The 21,312-nt window shown below is 59.3% G+C and carries 13 protein-coding genes and 5 pseudogenes; 5 read left to right on the top strand and 13 right to left on the bottom strand.

The window, feature by feature from the left end; all coding sequences use genetic code 11:
• Positions 1 to 76: 76 nt before the first annotated feature.
• Positions 77 to 992: pseudogene (locus NE852_RS31710) on the bottom strand (IS3 family transposase); the annotation flags it as partial.
• Positions 993 to 1,191: 199 nt separating this feature from the next.
• On the opposite strand from NE852_RS31710, the gene ligD (NE852_RS31705) reads away from it, so the two are divergent.
• Positions 1,192 to 3,828 carry a DNA ligase D gene (gene ligD / locus NE852_RS31705; protein WP_008533011.1) on the top strand — a complete coding sequence of 879 codons (2,637 nt, stop codon included), beginning with the start codon at positions 1,192 to 1,194 and terminating at the stop codon, positions 3,826 to 3,828.
• A 99-nt stretch (positions 3,829 to 3,927) separates the two neighbouring features.
• Positions 3,928 to 4,295: pseudogene (locus NE852_RS31700) on the top strand (methyl-accepting chemotaxis protein); the annotation flags it as partial.
• Between the two features lie 13 nt (positions 4,296 to 4,308).
• Here NE852_RS31700 and ampC read toward each other — a convergent pair.
• A complete protein-coding gene (gene ampC, locus NE852_RS31695) occupies positions 4,309 to 5,457 on the bottom strand; it encodes a class C beta-lactamase (protein WP_008533012.1) in 1,149 nt (382 codons plus the stop codon).
• Positions 5,458 to 6,348: 891 nt separating this feature from the next.
• Between ampC and NE852_RS31690 the strand changes: the two genes are divergently transcribed.
• Complete coding sequence (locus tag NE852_RS31690; protein WP_008533013.1) at positions 6,349 to 7,263, top strand: cytochrome c; 915 nt, start codon at positions 6,349 to 6,351, stop codon at positions 7,261 to 7,263.
• 106 nt (positions 7,264 to 7,369) lie between these two features.
• On the opposite strand, the gene NE852_RS31685 is transcribed toward NE852_RS31690, so the two are convergent.
• From NE852_RS31685 to NE852_RS31650, 8 genes and pseudogenes are all read right to left on the bottom strand, one after another.
• Positions 7,370 to 7,792 (bottom strand): cytochrome c family protein, encoded by a 423-nt coding sequence (locus NE852_RS31685; RefSeq protein WP_008533015.1) that lies wholly within the window; start codon positions 7,790 to 7,792, stop codon positions 7,370 to 7,372.
• On the bottom strand, positions 7,767 to 8,666 hold the full coding sequence (locus tag NE852_RS31680) for a cytochrome c oxidase assembly protein (protein WP_008533017.1): 900 nt from the start codon (positions 8,664 to 8,666) through the stop codon (positions 7,767 to 7,769). The genes NE852_RS31685 and NE852_RS31680 overlap by 26 nt, the downstream gene beginning before the upstream one ends.
• Positions 8,663 to 9,265: a cytochrome c oxidase subunit 3 gene (locus tag NE852_RS31675; protein ID WP_008533018.1), complete on the bottom strand. Its 603-nt coding sequence runs from the start codon at positions 9,263 to 9,265 to the stop codon at positions 8,663 to 8,665. The genes NE852_RS31680 and NE852_RS31675 overlap by 4 nt, the downstream gene beginning before the upstream one ends.
• Positions 9,262 to 11,175 carry a cytochrome c oxidase subunit I gene (gene ctaD / locus NE852_RS31670; protein ID WP_008533019.1) on the bottom strand — a complete coding sequence of 638 codons (1,914 nt, stop codon included), beginning with the start codon at positions 11,173 to 11,175 and terminating at the stop codon, positions 9,262 to 9,264. Before ctaD ends, NE852_RS31675 begins: the two co-directional genes overlap by 4 nt.
• Positions 11,172 to 12,152, bottom strand: coding sequence for a cytochrome c oxidase subunit II (coxB, locus tag NE852_RS31665; RefSeq protein WP_037174377.1), 981 nt, complete (start codon positions 12,150 to 12,152; stop codon positions 11,172 to 11,174). The genes ctaD and coxB overlap by 4 nt, the downstream gene beginning before the upstream one ends.
• The gene (locus NE852_RS31660; protein ID WP_052034585.1) at positions 12,149 to 12,691 is read right to left on the bottom strand and encodes a c-type cytochrome; all 543 of its coding nucleotides are present in this window, start codon (positions 12,689 to 12,691) and stop codon (positions 12,149 to 12,151) included. Before NE852_RS31660 ends, coxB begins: the two co-directional genes overlap by 4 nt.
• 208 nt (positions 12,692 to 12,899) lie before the next feature.
• Positions 12,900 to 15,302, bottom strand: a complete 2,403-nt coding sequence (locus tag NE852_RS31655; protein ID WP_037174380.1) for an FdhF/YdeP family oxidoreductase — start codon at positions 15,300 to 15,302, stop codon at positions 12,900 to 12,902.
• 738 nt (positions 15,303 to 16,040) lie between these two features.
• A pseudogene (locus NE852_RS31650) lies at positions 16,041 to 17,206 on the bottom strand (IS110 family transposase).
• Between the two features lie 304 nt (positions 17,207 to 17,510).
• On the opposite strand from NE852_RS31650, the pseudogene NE852_RS31645 reads away from it, so the two are divergent.
• Positions 17,511 to 17,684, top strand: a pseudogene (locus NE852_RS31645) (transport-associated protein); the annotation flags it as partial.
• Positions 17,684 to 18,076 (top strand): annotated as a pseudogene (locus NE852_RS31640) (DUF1236 domain-containing protein); the annotation flags it as partial. The pseudogenes NE852_RS31645 and NE852_RS31640, both read left to right, overlap by 1 nt.
• A gap of 417 nt (positions 18,077 to 18,493) precedes the next feature.
• Here NE852_RS31640 and ligD (NE852_RS31635) read toward each other — a convergent pair.
• The 3 genes from ligD (NE852_RS31635) to NE852_RS31625 are packed head-to-tail and all read right to left on the bottom strand — an operon-like array spanning position 18,494 to position 21,252.
• On the bottom strand, positions 18,494 to 19,537 hold the full coding sequence (ligD, locus tag NE852_RS31635; protein WP_008533028.1) for a non-homologous end-joining DNA ligase: 1,044 nt from the start codon (positions 19,535 to 19,537) through the stop codon (positions 18,494 to 18,496).
• Positions 19,534 to 20,340 carry a Ku protein gene (locus tag NE852_RS31630; protein ID WP_008533029.1) on the bottom strand — a complete coding sequence of 269 codons (807 nt, stop codon included), beginning with the start codon at positions 20,338 to 20,340 and terminating at the stop codon, positions 19,534 to 19,536. The genes ligD (NE852_RS31635) and NE852_RS31630 overlap by 4 nt, the downstream gene beginning before the upstream one ends.
• Positions 20,341 to 20,355: 15 nt before the next feature.
• Positions 20,356 to 21,252: a Ku protein gene (locus NE852_RS31625; protein ID WP_008533030.1), complete on the bottom strand. Its 897-nt coding sequence runs from the start codon at positions 21,250 to 21,252 to the stop codon at positions 20,356 to 20,358.
• Between the last annotated feature and the right edge of the window lie 60 nt (positions 21,253 to 21,312).

The following is a 21,312-nucleotide window of genomic DNA, read 5'->3' as shown; positions in this document are numbered from 1 at the left end:
CCGAATACATGAACGCACCCGAATGATGACCTAAACTTGCAGAAAGCCTCTTGCGCCCGCGGGGCCGTCTATACATGAAGCTTTCGATGAAGGCATTCTGGATCGGTTTGCCCGGTGCGATGTAGTGCCATTCCACCTTGGTCCGATCTGTCCATTGCAGGATCGCGTTGCTGGTGAACTCGCTGCCATTGTCGCTGACGATCATCTTCGGCTTGCCTCGTCCCTCGATGATCCGGTCCAGCTCACGGGCAACCCGCAGGCCGGAAAGGGACGTATCGGCGACGAGGCCCAGGCATTCCCTGGTGCAATCGTCGACGACGGTCAGCACCCGGAACCTGCGCCCATCGGTGAGCTGATCCGACACGAAGTCCAGCGACCAGCGATCATTGGCGGCAAGCGGGATCAGCATCGGTGCTCGTGTGCCTATCGCTCGTTTCCGACCGCCGCGCTTGCGCACCGTCAGCTTCTCTTCCCGATAGAGCCGGAAGAGCCGCTTGTGGTTCACAAGGTGACCCTCACGCCTGAGCAGCACATGAAGGCGTCGATATCCAAAGCGGCGGCGTTCATCAGCGCCTTCATCCGCTCGCGAAGGTCATGGTCATCGCTGCGCCTGGTTTCGTAACGGATCGTCATCCGGCAAAAGCCGATGGCTTTACACGCCCGCCGTTCGCTCATCTGGTGGTGATCCATCAGATGAGCGACAGCTTTCCGCCTTGTTGCGGGCGTCACCACTTCTTTCCCAAAAGGTCTTTCAAAGCGGCATTGTCGAGCATGGCGTCTGCCAAGAGCCGTTTCAGCTTCGTGTTCTCGTCTTCCAGCGTCTTCAGCCGCTTGGCCTCGGATACATCCATGCCGCCGAATTTGGCCTTCCATTTATAGATGCTGGCATCGCTGACGCCGTGCTTGCGGCAAAGCTCCGAGACCGGCGTGCCAGCCTCGTGCTCCTTCAGAATGCCGATAATCTGTTCGTCCGTAAAACGGTTGCGCTTCATTCTCTGGTCCTCTCAATGGGCCAGAGCTTACTTCAAAATGGATTATTTCAACGGGGCAAGGTCAAGCGATATCAACCATTTCAACGCTTGCGTTGCCACGCCTGCGAAACTACCGGCCGCCGGCAGCGTTCTCACACTGTGAACCGCGATCAGGAGACAACGCCGCTCCTGGTGCTGTGGGAAAAGGACCCGCAAAGCGATGCCCGACAATCTCTCGAAATACCGCGCCAAGCGCGACTTCAAGCAGACTAGTGAACCCAGCGGTGAGGCGCGCGTCAAACCGTGGAACCGCCGGCGGTTCGTGATTCAGAAGCACGACGCCACGCGGCTGCATTATGACCTCAGGCTCGAGCTCGACGGTGTGTTCAAGTCTTGGGCAGTGACTAAGGGGCCCTCGCTCGATCCGCACGACAAGCGATTGGCCGTCGAGGTCGAGGATCATCCGCTCGACTACGGCGACTTCGAAGGCACGATCCCGAAGGGCCAATATGGCGGCGGCACGGTGATGTTGTGGGACCGTGGCTATTGGGAGCCGGAAGGCCGTAAGTCTCCGGAAGAGGCTTTGAGGAAAGGCGACTTCAAGTTTACGCTCGAGGGCAAGCGGCTGCACGGCAGCTTCGTCCTGGTCCGGATGCGCAATGACCGCGACGACGGCAAGCGCACGAATTGGCTGCTGATCAAACATCATGACGAACATTCGGTTGACGAAAACGGTGCAGCGGTCCTGGAAGAAAACGCGACGTCCGTCGCCTCCGGCCGCAGCATGGACGAGATCGCCAAGGGCAAGGGGCGCAAGCCGCGACCGTTCATGATGGTGAGCGCGGATGTCGAGGCAGACGCCGTCTGGGACAGCAAGCATGGTCTGGCCGCCGACGAGCGCACGAAGACGGCTCGCAAGGATATCGCGACCTCCGCTGCGGCCGACCTGCCGGATTTCGTCGAGCCGCAGCTTTGCGACAGGCTCGATCGCCCACCCGCCGGCGATGATTGGCTGCACGAAATCAAGTTCGACGGTTATCGGATCCAGATGCGGATCGCCGACGGAACGGTGACGCTAAAGACGCGCAAGGGCCTCGACTGGACCGCAAAGTATCCGGAGATCGCGGACGCGGCGTCCGGACTGCCCGACGGCATTATCGATGGCGAGATCTGCGCGCTCGATGAGAATGGCGCACCGGATTTTGCCGCACTTCAGGCGGCTCTGTCGGAAGGCAAGAGCGGGGAGCTGGTCTACTTCGCGTTCGACCTGCTGTTCGACGGCGGTGAGGACTTGCGATCGATTCGCCTGGTCGAACGGAAGGAGCGGCTGCAAAACCTGCTTGCTGAGGCGGGCGACGATCCCCGCATCCGCTACGTCGAACATTTTCAATCCGGTGGCGACGCGGTGCTCCGCTCCGCCTGCAAGCTGCATCTCGAGGGCGTCATCTCCAAGCAGATGGATGCACCCTATCAGTCCGGCCGCACCGACACCTGGGCAAAGTCGAAATGCCGTGCCGGGCATGAGGTGGTGATCGGTGGTTACGCCAAGACCAACGGCAGGTTCCGATCCCTTCTGGTCGGCGTTCATCGTGGCGATCATTTTGTCTATGTCGGCCGTGTCGGAACCGGATACGGTGCCAAAAAAGTCGAGACGCTGCTGTCGAAACTGAAGGCGCTCGAGTTAGCAAGATCGCCGTTCACCGGTATCGATGCTCCAAAGAAGCAGGCCGAAGTGGTCTGGGTGAAGCCCGAGCTTGTCGCCGAAATAGAATTTGAAGGCTGGACCGCCGATGGCCTCGTCCGTCAGGCTGCCTTCAAGGGCCTGCGCGAGGATAAGCCGGCGAAAGAGGTCGAGGCCGAAAAGCCGGCGCCGCCGGCCAAGACAGAAACCGCTGAACCTGCCGCGGCTGCCAAACATAAGCCCGTCCGCCGCAAAGGTGCGAAGGCGGAAGTTATGGGTGTACTGATTTCCCATCCCGACAAGCCGCTCTGGCCGGATGCCGGCGACGGCGAACCGGTCACAAAGGAAGATCTGGCGCGGTACCATGAGGCCGTCGGCGCCTGGCTCATCGAGCATATAAGGGGCCGGCCATGTTCGATCATTCGTGCGCCGGATGGCATTAGCGGCGAGCAGTTCTTTCAGCGCCATGCAATGCCTGGCACGTCGAACCTGCTCGAACTGGTGAAGGTCTTCGGCGACAGGAAGCCTTATCTGCAGGTCGATCGGATCGAAGGGCTCGCGGCGATCGCCCAGATCGGCGGTGTGGAACTGCATCCGTGGAATTGCCAGCCCGGCAAGCCGGAAGTGCCCGGCCGTCTGGTGTTCGACCTTGACCCCGGGCCGGACGTGCCCTTTTCGACCGTGGTCGCGGCGGCCCGCGAGATGCGCGACCGTCTCGACGAACTCGGCCTCGTCAGCTTCTGCAAGACCACCGGGGGCAAGGGCCTGCATGTCGTGACGCCGCTCGCCGTCAACAAACGCAAAGCCCTGTCATGGGCCGAAGCCAAGGGGTTTGCGCATGACGTCTGCCAGCAGATGGCGCGTGACTATCCCGACCTCTATCTGATCAACATGACCAAGAGCCTTCGCGGCGGCAGGATTTTCCTCGACTATCTCCGCAGCGATCGCATGGCTACTGCTGTGGCGCCGCTGTCGCCACGCGCGCGCGCCGGTGCGACCGTATCCATGCCGCTTACCTGGACCCAGGTGAAGTCCGACCTCGATCCGAAGCGGTTTACCGTCCGCACCGTGCCGGCGTTGCTTGCGAAAACCCCCGCCTGGCAGGACTATTGTGACGGCGAGCGACCGCTGGAACAGGCGATAAAGCGGCTCCGAAAACCAAGACGCGCAGCGTGATCTTCCGGCCATTCTTGTGACCAGGACGCGAGCAAATCGGTGCTGCCTGTCCCTATGCTGTAAGCCAAGCAATCGTCAACTGTGGAGGGTACTTCTCATCCTGCAGCAGCACAGGAGCGTGCCAAGCGAGAAGCGCAACAATTGTGGTTTGCGACGACCACCAAGGCGACGGACTGGGGCGCCTGTTGGCGGTTACGTCTCTTTCCAGCTAGCAGAGCGCTCGCAGCGGAATACGAGCAACTGCGGGAGGATTTCAACACGTCGCTCAAATAGCTCGATACGGCGATCGGCGCTCTACTGTAAACGGTGCAAAGCATCGACAAAGGAACGCGCGAAATCGCGTCCGGTGCGCAAGACCTTCCAAGCGAACGGAGCAGCAGGCCGCCTCTCTGGAGAAGACGGCAGCAGCTCTCGATGAGATTACCGCCAACGTTGCGACCGCGTCTGAGCGAGGCTCGCAGTGCCGCACTGAATTAAGATCTATTCTCTCGAGAGCAACGCTTTGATTAAAGAATAGGTCGCCTTCACGCGCGCTTCGTTTGGGTAATTCTTATTAGCTAGCACGACCACGCCGATGTCTTCGCTCGGCACTATAGCGATGTAGCCGCCAAACCCGTTCGTTGACCCGGTCTTGTTAAGGATCACATCCTTCTGGGGAGGAAGTGATGGGCTGATCTTTTCGATCGGTTGAGGCTTCATGATGAAATCATAGCCATTGCCAGACACCATTGTCTGCAGGTCGGCGGGCCAGGGGTACTGTTCCCAGATCATATCCTGAGTGAAAAAGGCAGTTTTGTAATGCCCTTCCTGGGTCCGCTCGACCGCCTTGCGCAATTCATCGGAAGCGTTTCCGTGTCCCAACTCCACATCAAGTACCTTGAGCATGTCACGGACGCTCGACTTCACGCCGTACGCTTCCGCATCCAGGACTCCAGGGTTTACCCGAATTGGCGCATTGGTCTTGCGGTCATAGCCGAAAGCATATTGGTTCAGTTCACTCTTTGGAACGTCGATCCAAGTATGGCGTAGGCCAAACGCAGGAAAGAGTACGTCTTGCGCAACCTGCTTGTAGTCGGAGCCCGTAGCCTTGCCAGATATATAGCCGAGCATTCCGATGCTGACGTTAGAGTAGCTACGCGTTCCCGGTTGCGGCGGGTGCCAATCCTTCAGCCAGTTCACCAACCCATTTATGTTTGAGACGCCGTCCGGCACTTGCAACGGCAGCCCGCCCGAGTGATGAGTTGCCAAATCCAGGAGTGTGAGCTTGTCGCCAATGGAACATGCGTCGGCACAGATGTGGCGTGCTACCGTGTCACCGAGGCTGAGGTTTCCGCGTTCCTCAGCCAATGCCGCCAGCGTCACGTTGAAAATCTTGCTTATTGAGCCAAGCTCAAAGAGCGTATCGGGCGTGACCGGGCGGTTGTCGGCACGCGACGCCAACCCGAGCGCATAAAACTCATGTTTCCCGTTCCTTGTTACTCCGACCACGAGTCCAGGAATATCGTATTCCTTCACTAAGGGTTCGAACGAAGTTTGCGCCTTCTCACCAAATTCGTCGGCCCTTGCAATTGAGGCATTTGAGGAAAGCGCCGATATGAAAAGTGCCACCAGATACCAACACTTGTTCATTCTATATGCTCCACATTCCCAAACAGCGTGTCGCGCTAGGATACCGTGATTCTTGGGGCAACGTTGTGGCTATGACTGAGTTGGCGCTTGGCAGGCTGGTAGCGTCTAGCCCGGCGCGTGGGCGTGGTTCGTTCCGTGTTACCCCTCGCGAAAGATCGGAGGTGCCCTCCTGTTGCGACGGCGACAGCATTTGCCAAATCCCCACAAGCTCAGAGGCGCATCCCTATCTGGACTGCTGTTAGCGACAGGATAAGTCCCCCGCAGGTCAGATTGGCACAACGGCCAGTTCGCGTGGCCTCGATAATGACGGCCCGAACTTGGTCGCGGCGACCCGGTTCTCACCCGCGACGGCCGCCGCCGATTTCTTCACCGTCGCCCCGGTCGGCTCGGATAGAGAAATCCGGTTCACATGTCGAGCGCGCTTCTCAAGCCCGCGACTAAGACATCACGAATTTCGGTGGCCGGCATTTGGATCCTCCTTGTTGGGGAGGCCTAACTGCGATCACCCACCTGGGTCCCATGGTTTGGGCCGCAAAATGAAACAAAGTCGAGGATGTTGCCCAGCGCCGGGAACAGTCTGTCGATTTCATTGTTGGAATGCCGCCTGTCGACAATCTGGTGCTTTTTAAGTGCCTACAGCGCGGCGGCGAGCGGATTTCGGTACAGGAGGATTATGGTTTCTCTGCATGGGCTGTTTTCGACCGTTGTTCTTCATCGAGAAGCGCTATCGCGATCCAAATGCGGCGGTCGAGGGGACACTGCACGGTTTCGGTTTTGTGGTGGAGACTCAATTCTGAGCGAGATGTTTATCTTTGCCGAAGAGGCCGACGGTCGTGCATGGTCGCGCTGCCGGCGTCATGAGGCGCCGGTCAAACAATCTGCGGGTTCAAGATGTTGAAAGGCGCCTGGCTATTTTCGATCGCCATCGCTGCGATCCTCATTGTCTTCTCGACGACCTGGCTGCTGACCAGGCCGCATGTTCCCTTCGCTGCCGACGATCCGGGGCTGACACCAGGAGATGCCGAGCGCGGCCGGCTGGTATTTGCTGCGGGCGATTGCGCCTCCTGCCATGCGTCTCCGGGCCAGCCGGATCGCCTGAAACTAGGGGGCGATCTCGCGCTGGCCTCGCCCTACGGAACCTTCAGGACCCCCAATATCTCGCCCGACCGCCAAGCCGGCATCGGATCGTGGTCGGTGGCTGATTTGGCCAACGCTTTGATTGCCGGGGTATCGCCGGCGGGGCAGCATTATTACCCGGTCTTTCCCTACGCCAGCTATACCGGAATGAAACTCGACGACGTCAGGGATCTTTACGCCTTTCTGCATACTCTTGGACCGGTTGCTGATCGGCCGCAACCGCATGACATCGCCCTGCTGTTCCGCATCCGGCGGTTCGTCGGCTTCTGGAAGATTCTGTTCTTTCACGAACGCCGATCCGAGGGGGTCTTGAACGGTGATCCCGTTCATGATCGCGGCGCTTATCTCGTGGAGGTGCTCGGTCATTGCGCCGAATGCCACGCCTCTCGCAACCTCTTTGGCGCAATAGAACCGAAAACTCGGTTTGCTGGCGGAGTGAGTTCTGAGGGCGTCGGTTTCAATCCGAACATCACGCCAGTGGGCATCGGCTCATGGTCGGAGGATGATATCGTGGAGATGCTCAAAAGCGGTAAGACGCCAGATCACGGCTATGTCGGCTGGTCGATGGCTGATGTCGTTAAGAATACGTCGGAACTCCCCGATGCCGACCGCATTGCCATCGCTCTATACCTGAAGTCGCTGCCGCCGCGCCCGACGCCCCATCCCTAAACCGGGGCTGGCTTCCCTGGACGATCGTTCGCGAGCCGGCTGGGCGTTGACGATGAATAGTTGCACGTGCGCAGGCGACCCTAGATTGGCGAATAGGGAAATACCCCTAGTGGGCAAAGAGATAGGCGGCGAGGTCGCGCGCCTCCTTGTCGGATATTCCGGTGGCCGGCATCGCGGTCTTTGGAGAATAGGCCTGCGGCGCGACGATCCAGCCGACGAGGTTGTCGGCGGAATTGTTGAGCACGCCCGCAATATAGACCCGCTCGCGCAGACCAGACAGATCGCCGCCCACCTTGCCGTCGGCACCTTCTATGCCGGGAATAGTATGACACCCGCTGCATCCGTATCGACGAAAAATCATCGGCGCGTGCGAAGGGTCGCCTTTTGTCATCGCGATCGCACTGGCTTGCCTTTCGGATCGCCCACGATAGATGTCGCTCAAAGCGAATGCCGCGGTCAGGCTCAGCGCACACGCGCCGATGATGATGATTGGGCGAAGCGATCTAACGGGCGACGATGCGTGTTCCACCTGCGCCTCCCTTTCCAGAATCCCTGATCCAAAGGGCTGTCAACGCTAGAGCCACAGCGGCGTAGATGATCCCTGCGGGTACCCACATCACCAGGCCTGCCATTTGCTGATCTTCCAGCGGTAAGAGCCCCCATTGCACCGAGGCTCGTGTCTGTAGGGCATAAAGCACCGTCGGTGAAAGCGCGATGAGGGCGCCGAGAATGCTCATGTGCAGCATGGTCAGGAAGAGATGCCAGGCGGCAAGCCCCCTGTTGGTCTTCCAGATGACCGACCACCAGAACAGGATGGCGCTTGCAAAAAAGCAAAGATGCTGCAGTCGATGGAGGGGAACACTTTCGACGGCAGCGTCGAACAGGACCGGCGCGTGCCATGCCCAGATCATCATGCCGTGCACCAACGTCGCAACCGTGCCGCTAGTGAGGAAGATCCATGCCCGGCGCACTGTCTTGTTGGCCAGGGCCTTTCCTGTCTGGAGCCTGATGGTTTTTGGAAGGCCCCAGAGCAGCATCGCTGACGGGCGCGCAAGCACAATGAGCGGTGCGGAAACCGCCATGACAAGTTCATGCTCGATCATATGGACACTAAAGAGCCGTTCTCCCAGCCAATGCAGCGGGGAGGCAAGCGCGCCGGCAAGAACGAGCCAGCCAGACCAGAAGGTCAGGGTCTGACGCACAACGGAACGGCGGCTTGCAGGTGATCGCGCCCGGAAGCGAAGGCTGCCCCAGCCGTAAAGGATTGCGCTGAAACCAAGCGGCGCGAGTATCCAGGGATCGGCAGTCCATGGGAGCGAACTCGAATGCGCATGGTCATGTGCGATTGCCGGTTGGCTTGCCGCAATGGCAGCAAGAAAAATGAATGCTGTCCCGGTTCTCATAGCCGCGGCACCCAGTAGATGCATCCGTAAATGGGAAGCCAGATCAGGACGACAAAGTTCCAGTAGAGCGCGTTGTCCTCGACGTCGCCATAGCGCCGCGCATTGTCTCCATGCTTTGAAAACATCAGGCAGGCAAGAACGATGGTATCGACGATGTCGGTGACGATGTGGGTCGTATGCAGGCCTAGAAGGGTCCAGACGATCGATCCATAGGCGTCGTCGTCCCAGCCGATATGGAGGGCCGAAAATTCGAAGGCACGGAGTACGAGGGGAAGAAGGCCGAGAATCGCCATGACGACCAGTCCCGCGCGTACCTTTCGGAGGTCCCTCTGCTTCGCCCATCGCGATATGAAAATGTTCGGTACCGCGCTGACAAGTAGCAGCAGGGTGAGGATCGTGCCGGCAAGAAGATCGGGAGGAGGGGCTTCGATCGGCCACTGGGGCGCCAGGCTCATCAGGTAAAAATAGACAGCGATCGCCAGAGCGAAGCCCGTACCTTCTATCAGCATGAAGGCACTGGTGCCCCAGAAGGTCAGGCTCGCAGTGCCCATACCATGCGGTGGAAGTTTCGACAGATCGAGCGCTATGCGTTCTTTCACGACTCGTCCTCCGGCGTCTGCTTTGGCCAGAACCACCCGGTCAGCGTAATGGCCACGGGGATAGCGCCCCAGATGACCGCCCAAGGGCTGAAGATCGAGGCGATCAGCATGATACTCGTGGCAATGGCTGCCAGAAATGGCCAAATGGAATCTGCTGGCGAGGATTCCCGGGCTTCCGGATCGCCTGACGTGACGCTACTGACGATCAGTTCGCGTCGGTCAAGTCGCAATCCGGTTGCCACCGGCAGCGTCTCACCCGGCGTCCAGAGCGGTTCCCGGGATTCGACCACGGGAATGTGCCGGAAATTATAAGGAGGCGGGGGCGAGGGCATTGCCCATTCCAGTGTTGAGGCATTCCAGGGATTTGCGCCCGCTGGCGGCCCATCCCGGAAACTGCGCAGAACGTCGATGAAAAAGACCAGAAAACCCGCCGCCAGGATGGCGGAACTAAGGCTGACGAAGAGGTTCAGGCCCGCCCAGGGCAATTCAGGCGGATAGGTATAGACACGCCGCGGCATGCCTTGCAGGCCGAGGATGTGCATTGGGAAGAAGGTCAGGTGGAAACCGATGAAGATTAGGCCGAAGGCCCAACGGCCGAGCCTTTCGCTCATCATCCGGCCGGTCATTTTCGGGAACCAGTAGTATATAGCGCCGATGAGAGGAAAGACGGATCCGCCGATCAGCACATAGTGGAAATGGGCGACTACGAAATAGGTGTCGTGAACCTGGGTATCGAAAGGCACCGACGCCACCATGACGCCAGTCAGCCCGCCGATGACAAAGGTAATCAGGAAGCCGATAATGAAAAGCATCGGTACTTTGAAGACGGGACGGCCATCCCACAGCGTTGCCAGCCAACAGAAGATCTGGGTCCCGGCCGGGATCGCGATCGCCATGCTCGATGCGGTGAAGAAACTGCTGCCTACGCGGGGCAGTCCGGCCACGAACATGTGGTGTACCCACAGACCGAAAGCGAGAACCCCTGTCGCAATCATCGCCAGCACCAGCGGCAAATAGCCGAAGGTCGGGCGCTGCGTGAATGTTGAGATCATTGCGGAGACCATGCCGACAGCAGGCAGGAAAATGATATAAACCTCGGGATGACCAAAGAACCAGAACAGATGTTGCCAGAGGAGGACATCTCCGCCTTCCGCCGGATTGAAGAATTGCGTGCCGACCAGCCGGTCGAGAATGAGCGACGAACTGGCAAGCATGATCGCCGGCATCGCCATGATGACCAGGAAGGCAGTGACGAGCATCGACCAGACGAAGATCGGAATGCGGTCGAGCCACATGCCAGGGGCGCGCAGCTTGAAGACGGTCACAACGATCTCGACGGCGACGGCAAGGGCGGAGACTTCCGTGAAAGTTATCATCTGTGCCCAGATGTCGGCCCGCTTACCCGGTCCGTATTGCGGGCCTGAAAGAGGCACGTAGGCGAACCATCCGACATCGGGGGCCGTATCGAGGGCTAGAGAAATCCACAGAAGCAGCCCGCCAGCGAGGAAGATCCAGTAGGAGAAGGCGTTCAGCCGAGGAAAGGCGATGTTGCGGGTTCCGACCATCAGCGGAACAAGATAGACCGCCATTGCCTCCATCACCGGTACGGCAAAGAGGAACATCATGTTGCTCCCATGCACGGTGAAGATCTCGTTATAGCGGTCCGCGCTGATGAAACGGGACTCAGGGAAGGCGAGTTGGATGCGCATTGCCAGCGCCAGCACCCCCCCAAGCATCATGAAGACGAAAGCTGTCGCGATATAGCGTCGCCCAATGATCTTGTGATCGACGGTGGAGAGTGCCGCCAGCAACCCTGATGGCGTCGCCCATGTGCGCCGGAGAACGGCTTCGGCCTCTTCATTGCCGGCAGCCAGATCGGCGGGGGAGGGACCTTTCCTGTCCCCGGTCATCGCAACGCACTCATATAGGCGCTCAGTTGCCGCAGCTCTTCGCTGGTGACGGGGACCAGCGGCATGTTGTTTCCTGGTTTCTGCGTCTGGGGATCGGCAATCCATGCGGCCATCGATCCGCGCGTATTCGCCATCAATCCCGCGCCGATCGTGCTTCGCCTGGCGACATGGGTAAGGTCAGGGCCTGACGTGCCCGATGCCGCGGTGCCGCGGATCGTGTGACAGGCGGCGCAGGGCTTGCTCATGAAGACGAGCTTTCCCGCCGCGGCATCACCTTCCATCGGGGCGGCTGCCGCGCCCCTTTGCGCTTCAATCCATCGGACATAGTCCTCCGGTTCCTCGGCGACGATCAGCAATGCCATATGGCTGTGCTGCAGGCCGCAGAATTCGGCGCACTGACCGCGGTAGACGCCGGGTTTGCTGGCATTCAGGGTCAGCGCATTTTCGCGTCCTGGAACAAGATCCTGCTTTCCTGTGAGGTTCGGCACCCAAAAGGAATGGATGACGTCGCTCGCCTCCAGCCGAAGGCGGACGTCGGTGCCGACGGGGATATGCAGCTCGTTGGCTGTCTGGAAGCTCTTTGTAGGATCGGGATCGAGGTAGGTGAACTGCCACCACCATTGCTGCCCGCGAACGACGATCGTCGGTGGATTGGCTTGCCCGCGTTCGAGGCTGGGCGTTGCATAGAAGCTGGCGGCGGTCAGGAAGGTTGTGACGACGACAGTTGCCACGATTGCGCCGGCTACGACCCACCCCATGGATCGCTCTGTCTGCGGCCTGCCAGGCGGGTGGTTCCTCCGACGAACCAAAGCCCATGCCATGACGCCCATGACAAGCACGAAGACGATGCCGCAGACGGTGACGAATAGAAACATGAGGTTCTCGAGCGCCAATGCGGACGGCCCGCCCGCATCCAGCGCCGATTGCCTACCGGCACAACCCGAGAGAAACAACATGCATGCCGGGACAATTTTCAAGGCTGGACACCCCGATCGGAGCGGAAGCCGGCCGGCCCCATCTCGAAAAGACTCGCGGCCGGTGCGCGGTTCTCCGACGGTCTCGTATGCTTATCGTCGTTCCGGCTCGGCGCCGTATAGAGAGCCGAATAAGCGCCGATCGTCCTGACATAACCGGCAAGCTGCCAGATCTGGTCGCTCGTCATCCTGGTCGCGAAAGACGGCATGCCGTGAGGCCGTCCGTCGCGAATAGATGCCACGACCGATACCATTTCGGAACCATAGAACCACCAGCCATCAAGAAACGAGGGACCAGTTCCACCGCGTCCATCTCCATGGCAACTAGAGCAGCCGAACCAGGAATAAAGCCGCTTGCCCTGGCTGAGGTCGAGGGCCGTCGTCTCGTAAGGTTTGCCGAGGGCAAAATAGACGTCCGGCGGCGTTCCCGCGATCCGGTCAGGCATCAGCCGGAACTGGTCGAGGGCTGATGTGACGGGCGGATCGGCGCGATATTGTCTGGGATGCCTTATCCAACCCAGTGCCGCCCCGATCCCAAGCATGCAGAGGAGCGCCCCCGCGATGAACCAGATGCTCGACTTCCTCTCGCTTATGCCAATAGGAGCTGTCAGCGGGAACTGCTCGACCGCCAAGGTGACGTGGCAATCTCGCTGCTGATGCGTTGCCCACCAGACGACGAGCATGCAGAAGAGCGTTCCTGCCGCAAACCAATTGAAATGTCTTGTCGCGCCCATCGCCGCCGCTCCTTGATCAGGATGGCGACGGGCCGCCGGAGAGGCGGAGGCTCACCGGCAACAGCTTGTAAGATGGAGTCTTGGCTTTGGCGTCATGGTGGGTCAGCGGAAAAAGCGGGTTGGCCTCGGGGTAATAGGCCGCGCAACATCCCTTTGGTATATCATGCCGGGCGACTCTGAAGCCGGCGATACGACGCCTTATGGAGACATCGATTGCGGTCGTCAGATCCACGAAGTCGCCGTCCTTCAAACCCAACCGTTGGATGTCCTCCTCGTTCATGAAGACGACCTTTCTCGTGCCGTCCACACCGCGGTAGCGGTCACCATAGCCGTAGATTGTCGTGTTGAACTGGTCATTCGAACGCAACGTGGCGAGGTTGAGAACCTCGTCGGCCGCCGGGTCGATGTCGAGCTCTGGAAAGAGCCGTGACGGCGTTATGAAATTGGCCTTCTTGTTGGACGTGGCAAATTTGCGCTGCCGCGCCGGAACCGGCCGTGGGAAGCCGCCAGGCTGGAACATGCGTTGGTTGAAATCTCTGAAGGTTTCGGGATAGGTCCTTTCAATCGCATCGCGGATTTTCGAATAATCGCCGACCCATTCGTCCCAGGGAACACTGCCTTTCGTCAGTGTTGCCTTGGCAATGCCGGCGATGATCGCGGGCTCCGAAAGGAGTTCCTTGCTGGCGGGCCTTGCCCTCCCGCGTGATCCGTGGAAATGCGCCACAGAGCTTTCGACAGAGACAGCTTGCGGACCGCTTGCTTGTTCGTCGATTTCTAGGCGGCCGAGACAGGGCAAGAGATAGGCGATCTCGCCATGAATGACATGGCTGCGGTTGAGCTTGGTGGCGATCTGGACGCTCAGGCGCATCTTTCGCCAACCCTCTTCCATTGCTTCCGTTTCGGGAACGGCGCGCAGGAAATTGCCGCCCAGGCTGACGAAGGCCTTCGCTTCGCCTTGTATGATCGCCTTGCAGGTATCGACGGTCGAGCGCCCCTCCCAGGTTGGCGGCTGGAACTGGAATAGCTCCGAGAGCTTGTCGAGGGGCGCCAGCCCCGGCTTTTCCGTTATCCCGACCGTGCGCTGCCCCTGAACGTTCGAGTGGCCTCGCACAGCGCAGATATTGGCGCCGGGTTTTCCGATATTGCCGCGCAAAAGGGCGAGGTTGACCACCATATGAACGTTCTGAACGCCCATCACATGCTGGGTCAGCCCCATACCGTAAATCATCAGTACGGCTTCGGCCTTGGCATAGGTGCTTGCCGCCTGGGCCATCTGTTCGCGAGTCAGACCCGACACCCGCTCCAGCTCGGCCCAGTCATGTCCGCGTGCTGCACTGGCGAATTCTTCGAAGCCGGATGTGTGTGTCTGGATGAAATCATGGTCCAGCACATGCCTGGTGTCGGCTGCCGCCAACGAGGCGGCAAAGGCGACCGCTGCAGCGTTCGACGGATCTTTTGGCACAGCGTCGGTGCCAGCGACCTTGCTCTTTCCCAATGCCTTCAGCGCATCGTCGGCTTCGATCAGCGCCTTACAGACGCCAAACAGCGCTGCAATGTCACCGCCGTTTCTCACCTGGTAATATTCCGAGGAGATCGGCGTCGAGCGGCCAGTCAGCATCTGCCCTGGCATTTGCGGATTGATGAAATGTTCGAGGCCGGGTTCACGCAACGGATTGAAGGTGACGATCTTCACGCCTCTGTTGACGGCATCCTGGAGGTCGTGAAGCATTCTCGGCGACGAGGTAGCAACGTTCTGGGCCATATAGAAAATGCAGTCGCAATTCTCGAAATCGGAAAGGATCGCCGTACCCACAGAGGAGCCGATACTTTCCGGCAGCGCGACCGAGGAGCTTTCGTGACACATGTTGGAAGAGTCGGGCAGGTTGTTGCTGCCGAAGATGCGGGCGAAAAGCTGATACATATAGGCCGCTTCCAGGGAGGCCCGCCCCGAGGTGTAAAAATCGACCTGCCGGGGAGCGACGGCCCGTAGCTCCTGGCCGATTTCCGCGAAGGCCTCCTGCCAGCTCACCAGTTCGTATTTATCGGTTTCGCTGTTCCAGCGCATAGGGTGGGTCAGACGGCCTTGCTCTTCAAGATCGTGATCGCTCCACTCTTCCAACTCCTGCAAGGTATGGGTGGCGAAAAAGGCGTGATCAGCCCGCCGGCTGGTGATTTCCCAGGCGGTTGCCTTCGCACCGTTTTCGCAGAATTCCATCGGATGAGGCTTGGCAGGCTTGGCCCAGGCGCAGCTGACACACATATAGCCGTCGGCCTTGTTTTGATGGGCAAGCAGCGACGGTCCGGATCGCGGCACGTGCTCGCGCAGCAGGATCTCTCCCGTGGACCTAGCTGCTCCCCATCCGCCTGCTACATCGCTGCCTTTGCCGATTTTGGGACGATTTTTCGATCTCGCTGACATTTTCGCGTCTCGACAATTTCTGCGTAGGAATTCCCGACCCAGTTTCCGTCATGCCGAACTCCGCGAGAGACCAAACTGTTCCATGTGGAGGCGTCAGAGCGCTATGCGCGTTGGCATGCCCGGCGGGGAGATGACGAGTGGAGGCGAGCGGCAGTAATTCTGGCGGCCGGTTGCTTCACGTCACAGTAGATGTCGGGAAACTTTCATGCGGCGCTACGGGTATTCTTCTACTGGCCGCCGGCCCAGGTCGATCAGTCGATGAAGTACTAATCACCAAACGAGGAGACCGCCATTACGCCTAGCCAGACTCTCCCTCTGTCAGGCGACGCTCCGTGGTATTCTGCAGTGGACATCAGGGGTTGGGCAACACGATCCAGCAACTGGCCCGCATTGGCGGCCGCCCAGATTGTCGACGTTACCCCCACTTAGCAAAGCTCACATGAGGATTTCACCGTCAAGATCAATCATGGTTTCATAGCGTGCCCTTTCGATTTTGTATCGAACCCATGGTCTGAGCCATCTTGCTTGACGCGGCACGTTTCCGTCACCGGTTCAAACTCACATACGGTCGCCGTCTTCCCGGCAGCACCACTATCCCGCTTGCGTAGCGGCAAGGCTCAGGAGAACGGGACCAATCTAAAGCGCGGCATTTCAAGCCCGACTTTGCGGCGGTTCGCTCACCTGGATCCGCCAGGAATGATCAGTCCTGGAAGATTTGTGTTCGACATTTCTTGGTCGTCAGATCGTCTTCATGACAGCCCCTTCGATGAGAACCCCCGCAGTAACAAACTTCCACAGCGCGATAAGAAGCTTGCGCGCCAGAGCAACTATCGCGGCTTTCTTTAAACGTCCCCCGTTCAACTGAACCCGATCCACAACCAACGACTGAGCGCTGACGCTGGCTGATTGCGCAGCCACAGCCACGACAGTTGAATCATCGTGGTGCGTAGCCGGGGATTCCCTGCCTTTGAGACACCTTGTTCGTGGTCAATCGTCCCGCTCATCCATGGGGTCGGTGTCAAACCTGCATAGGCGGCAATCTGCCGCCGATTATCAAAATGTCGGGACAGTGCTTCGGTCCAAAGAACGGCGGCAAATTCAGCGCCAACACCCCTTAAGGACAGCAGCATCGCTGCGGGCGAGGTTGCCTCAACCGCAGGCTGCTCGTACGTCGATAGGAGAGAATTGCGCTCGCTCTCCACTGTAGCAATCTGTTCTAGCAGCAACTCGAGACGGTCGAGTTCGCGATTGATTTGAGCCTTTAGGTGTTTCGGTAACTCGCGCCCATCTCCCGTCTGGAGCTCCTCCAGCCGCTGACGGCGATCCTTACGGAGCGGTTGATAGCCGCTGACGCCTTGAGCGAAGAGTAGCCCCTTCACTCGATTGACATGCCTGACCCGTTCAGCAATCAAAACTTTGCGTTCCCGGCAAATCCGACGCCGATCTTCGTCCTCCGGATCTGGCGCTCTGACCATCGCACATACGCGTGGCTCGCCACGCTTGAACGCTAGCAACGTGCGCGTCAAAGCCTCTCCATCAATTTTGTCCGTCTTCGCACGCCGACGTCGACGGGAGGTCGCGATCGAAGCTGCGTCGACGACGTAACTCTCGATGCCGTGAGCCTCCAGCACGCGGTGTATCCAGAAGCCGTCCAATCCGGCCTCTTGGATGGTCACGATGGGAAATGACCTCCCTGTTCTCAACCGCGCCTTCTGTTGTAGCTGCTTAAACCGATCCAGCAGCTCGGCCACATTGCCACCGGCCACTACATGCTTCGACATCTTCTCGCCACTGCCCGGCGACAACGAAGTGATCAACCAGATGGATCGGCTCAGTTCCAATGACACAAAAATTGCGCCAAGATCAGTGCGGACAGCGGTCGGATGAATGGATGCAGGTTCCATAAACTGCTCCTCCTGAGCGAGTGTTTTGATGCAACCTCACTCTGCCAGAGCGGCGGCCGCTGTTCACTCCTCATGGGATCTAAAACTTTCCGCGCACTCGTCAAACGAACGATTGATGTAGACGAGGCGGCACATGCGGAACCCCCGTACATATTCCTAAGGCGACATGGGCAGTCGGTGCACCACGTCAATTCATCGTGGTTTTGAGCATTTTCCCGATCCCCGCGGTCATTCAGGCATTGCCGCAGATCATGGTCGCCCAAGGACCTAAGTCGGGCTGGCAACCTCAGGTCCCGTTGCACATATTGTTTTCGAGACAACATTAGGTCCGTGGGAGGGGCGGGCGGAACAGGAACAAGAAATGAAGTTCGGCCCCAACAATCATGAGGAGCGCTGTCCTGAAGGCCACAGTACGGCGGCGACCATCGCAACCATCACGGCAACTCTTGCCGCCGATCCGGACGTTGACAGCAGCGCTCGAAGAGCAGCACGCAGAATGCCAAGCCCGCTGAGGGAACGGGCAGCGGCAGCACCACGCAAAGCGGTGATGCATCGAAGCGGTCGACAGATCGGAACGCGTCGACGACCACCAAGACCTTCTCCGAAACCAACGTCAACGTCTCGGTCGAGCAGAAGACCGAAATTCGAACCGTGGTGAAGGAAGTTCACGTTGCGCCGGTGAAGGAAGTCGATTTCACGGTCTCCGTGGGAATGACAATACCGAAGAAGGTCCGCCTTGAACGGCTCCCGCCGAGGGTCGTGAAGATCGTCCCGCAATACAAAGGCTATCGCTTCTTTATCCTTGCGGATGGCCGGATCGTAATTGTCGATCCTGATGCGTTGACGATTGTCTACATCATCGAGGCCTAACCAGATGTTCGCCGCCGGGACGCAGGAGTCGTCAGTGATCTATCGTGAAGAAAAACGGTCTGGCATCGCCTTTCCGATCGTGGTCATCTTGATCGCGATGGTGTCCATCGTGGGTAGTCGGGTTCCCGTACGCCAGCACGGGTCTGGGTTCCCCAGAGTTCGGCGGGGCATTGATCCCATCTCCCCGGGCCCGACACTTTGAATCTGGATGCAATAACCGGGGTGTTACTTGAGGTGTGAACCTCCGTTTTACTCGTCACCGAGGAACTCCCGTCACTCGTCATGAAAAGCCGATTACAGATTAGAACGACGAGGCAATGTGAGACTGGAATAGCGATTTGCGGGCCTGTCTGCCGCGCGGGGTCTTCCAGGTCGGGTCAGGGCGCTCCCCGCAAACGTCGAGCGCCCTGTCCATTTTTAGCCAATTGGCATGTCTTTGATGTCGAAGACCGCGGCATTGTCCTGGACTTCGCGGAGGCCCTTATAGGATGCATGACGCAAACTGCCGTCATGGGTCCATCCGCGAAACTCGATCTCAGCGATCAATGTCGGCTGCGCAAAGACCAGGTTCTTGCCCTTGAGCGGCACGGCCGGCCGCCTGGTCTTCAGTTTATCGAGCATGCTGCGCAATACTTCGGCATCCTTGGCGTTGAAGCCGGTGCCGACCGAGCCGACATAAACCCAGTCATGCCCCTTGCGCGCGGCCAGCAGCAGGCTGCCGATCCCACTGCGCGCAACGGTCGACTGCTCGTAACCGACGACCATGAAGCTTTCGCTCTGGACGCATTTGATCTTCAGCCAGTCGCCGGTGCGGCCGGAGCGATAGGGCTGATCCCGATGCTTGGCGATGATGCCTTCGAGCCCCGTCGAGCAGGCATTCGCCAGAAGCACGGCACCATCGCCGTAGACTTCCTCCGACAACTGGATCGCACCGATGGCGCCGTCGAGAAAATCTTCCAGCAGATGACGGCGGACCGAGAGTTCGGTTCTGGTCAGATCATGGCCGTCGAAATAGAGAAGATCGAATGCCATGAACACGGACTCCGTCGACGTGCGCTTGCCGCCGCGTCCGCCAAGCGATCGCTGCAGCGCCCCAAAGTCCGAGCGTCCCTGCTTGTCCAGCACGACCGCCTCGCCATCAAGGATCGCGGTGCCGACGCCGAGCTTCCTGGCCGCCTCGGCGATCTTTGGGAACCGGTGCGTCCAATCGTGACCGCCGCGGGTGATAATCTTGACACGTTTGGGTTCGATGTGAATGGCCAGGCGATAGCCGTCCCATTTCACCTCGAATAACCAGTCCGGGCCTTTTGGCGGCACTTTCTTCAGCAGCGCGAGGCACGGCTCCACCCGTTCGGGCATCGGGTCGAACGGAAGACGCGGTTGCGCGGGATCGCGTGGCCGGGCCGGCTTCGACTTGGCGACCTGGTCATCCTGTAGCAGGGGCTTGGCGCTGCGGCTCATCTACCGGCCCGCTGTTCGGCCGCGACCGATTTCTTCAGGGCATCCATGATATTGACCACGTTGTTCGGCGGCGCCGATGGGGCGGGTTTGCCCTTTGCCTTGGCGGGTTTCTTTAGGGACTTCTTCTTCTCGGCAATGATATCGAGCAGGCGCTCCTGCACAGGGTCCGCCACCATGTCAGGGCTCCAGTCCTTCGTCTGCTTTTTGATCAGCTGCTGTACGAGCGGCATCATCTCGGAATCTGCCTTCTCGTCGCCGATCGCCTCGAAATAGCTGTCTTCATCGCGGACCTCGTCGCCGTAGCGTAGCGTCCACAACACGATACCCTTGCCGCGTGGCTCGAGCATGACGGCATGCTCGCGGCGAGAGATCACCAGCCGGGATATGCCAACCATGTTCTGGGCATGCATCGCGTCGCGGATGACGGAAAAGGCTTCCTGCCCGACCGGATCGTTCGGCGAGAGATAATAGGGCGTGTCGAGCCAGATCCATTCGATGCTGTCGCGCGGCGTGAAGGTGGAAATGTCGATCGTCTTTGTGCTTTCGAGCGCGACATTCTCGAGCTCCTCGTCTTCGAGAATGACATATTCGTTCTCTCCGCGCTGATAACCTTTGACCTCGTCTTCCTTGACCTCCTTGCCGGTGACGGAGTCGACATAATGGCTGACGACGCGGTTCCGGGTCTGGCGATTGAGCGTGTGAAAGCGAACCTTCTCACTCTCGGAGGTCGCCGGCATCATCTGCACCGGGCAGGTAACGAGCGAGAGTTTGAGATAGCCTCTCCAATAGGGACGCAGGGCCATGGCGCCTTCCTCCTATCAGCCGGCCCGTCGCGTGGGCGCCACCGCCTGCTTGGATTTTGCGGCAGCCTTGGCTGCTTTTGGACGACCGGCGGTCCGGTTGGCATTCGCCGCGGTGCGCTTTGGCTTCATCTCCTTCGCGCCGAGACCGGCGCTCTCGCGCAGGGCCTGAAGCAGGTCACTCGGCTTGGACGCCACCGGTGCCTTCTTCTTCGGCAGGGTACGGCCCTCGATCTTGGCTTTGACGAGCTCGGCGACGGCGGCTTCATAGCGGTCATCGAAGGTGCTGGCGTCGAAGCTGCCCTTCTTGGTGCCGATGATGTGTTCGGCGAGCTTGAGCATTTCGCCTTCGATCTTCAGGTCCGGCATCTCTTCGAACGCCTTGTCCGACGAGCGGACCTCATAATCGAAGCTCAGCGTCGAGGCGATCAGGCCTTTGCCATGCGGCCGAATGAGCACCGTGCGCAATCGGCGGAAAAGCACCGTCCGTGCTATGCCGGCGACCTTCTCCTGTTTCATGCCGTCACGCAGCAGACGGAAGGCATCCGTGCCCATCTTGTCGGGCGCCAGATAATAAGGCTTGTCGAAATAAGTGGTGTCGATCTGCGAGCACGGAATGAAGGCGTCGATCTTCAGCGTCTTGTCGCTGTCCGGCACGGCGGCTGCGACCTCCTCGGGCTCGAGCACCACATACTGACCGTTCTCGACTTCATAGCCCTTGACCTGGTCCTCGCGCTCGACCGGATCACCGGTTTCGCTGTCGATGAACTCCCGCCTGACCCGATTGCCGGTTTTTCGATTGAGGGTATTGAAGGCGATGCGCTCCGACGAGGAGGCCGCTGTATAAAGCGCCACGGGGCAGGAGACCTCCCCGAACTTGATGTAGCCCTTCCAATTGGCTCTTGGACCCGCCATGACCTGGGACCCTCCGCACAAAACTCACGCGATTCAAGTGATTCGGCGGCGAATCGTTCC

The sequence above is a fragment of the Rhizobium sp. Pop5 genome (assembly GCF_024721175.1).
GTDB lineage: Bacteria > Pseudomonadota > Alphaproteobacteria > Rhizobiales > Rhizobiaceae > Rhizobium.
This window is presented reverse-complemented; position numbering and strand designations above follow the sequence as displayed.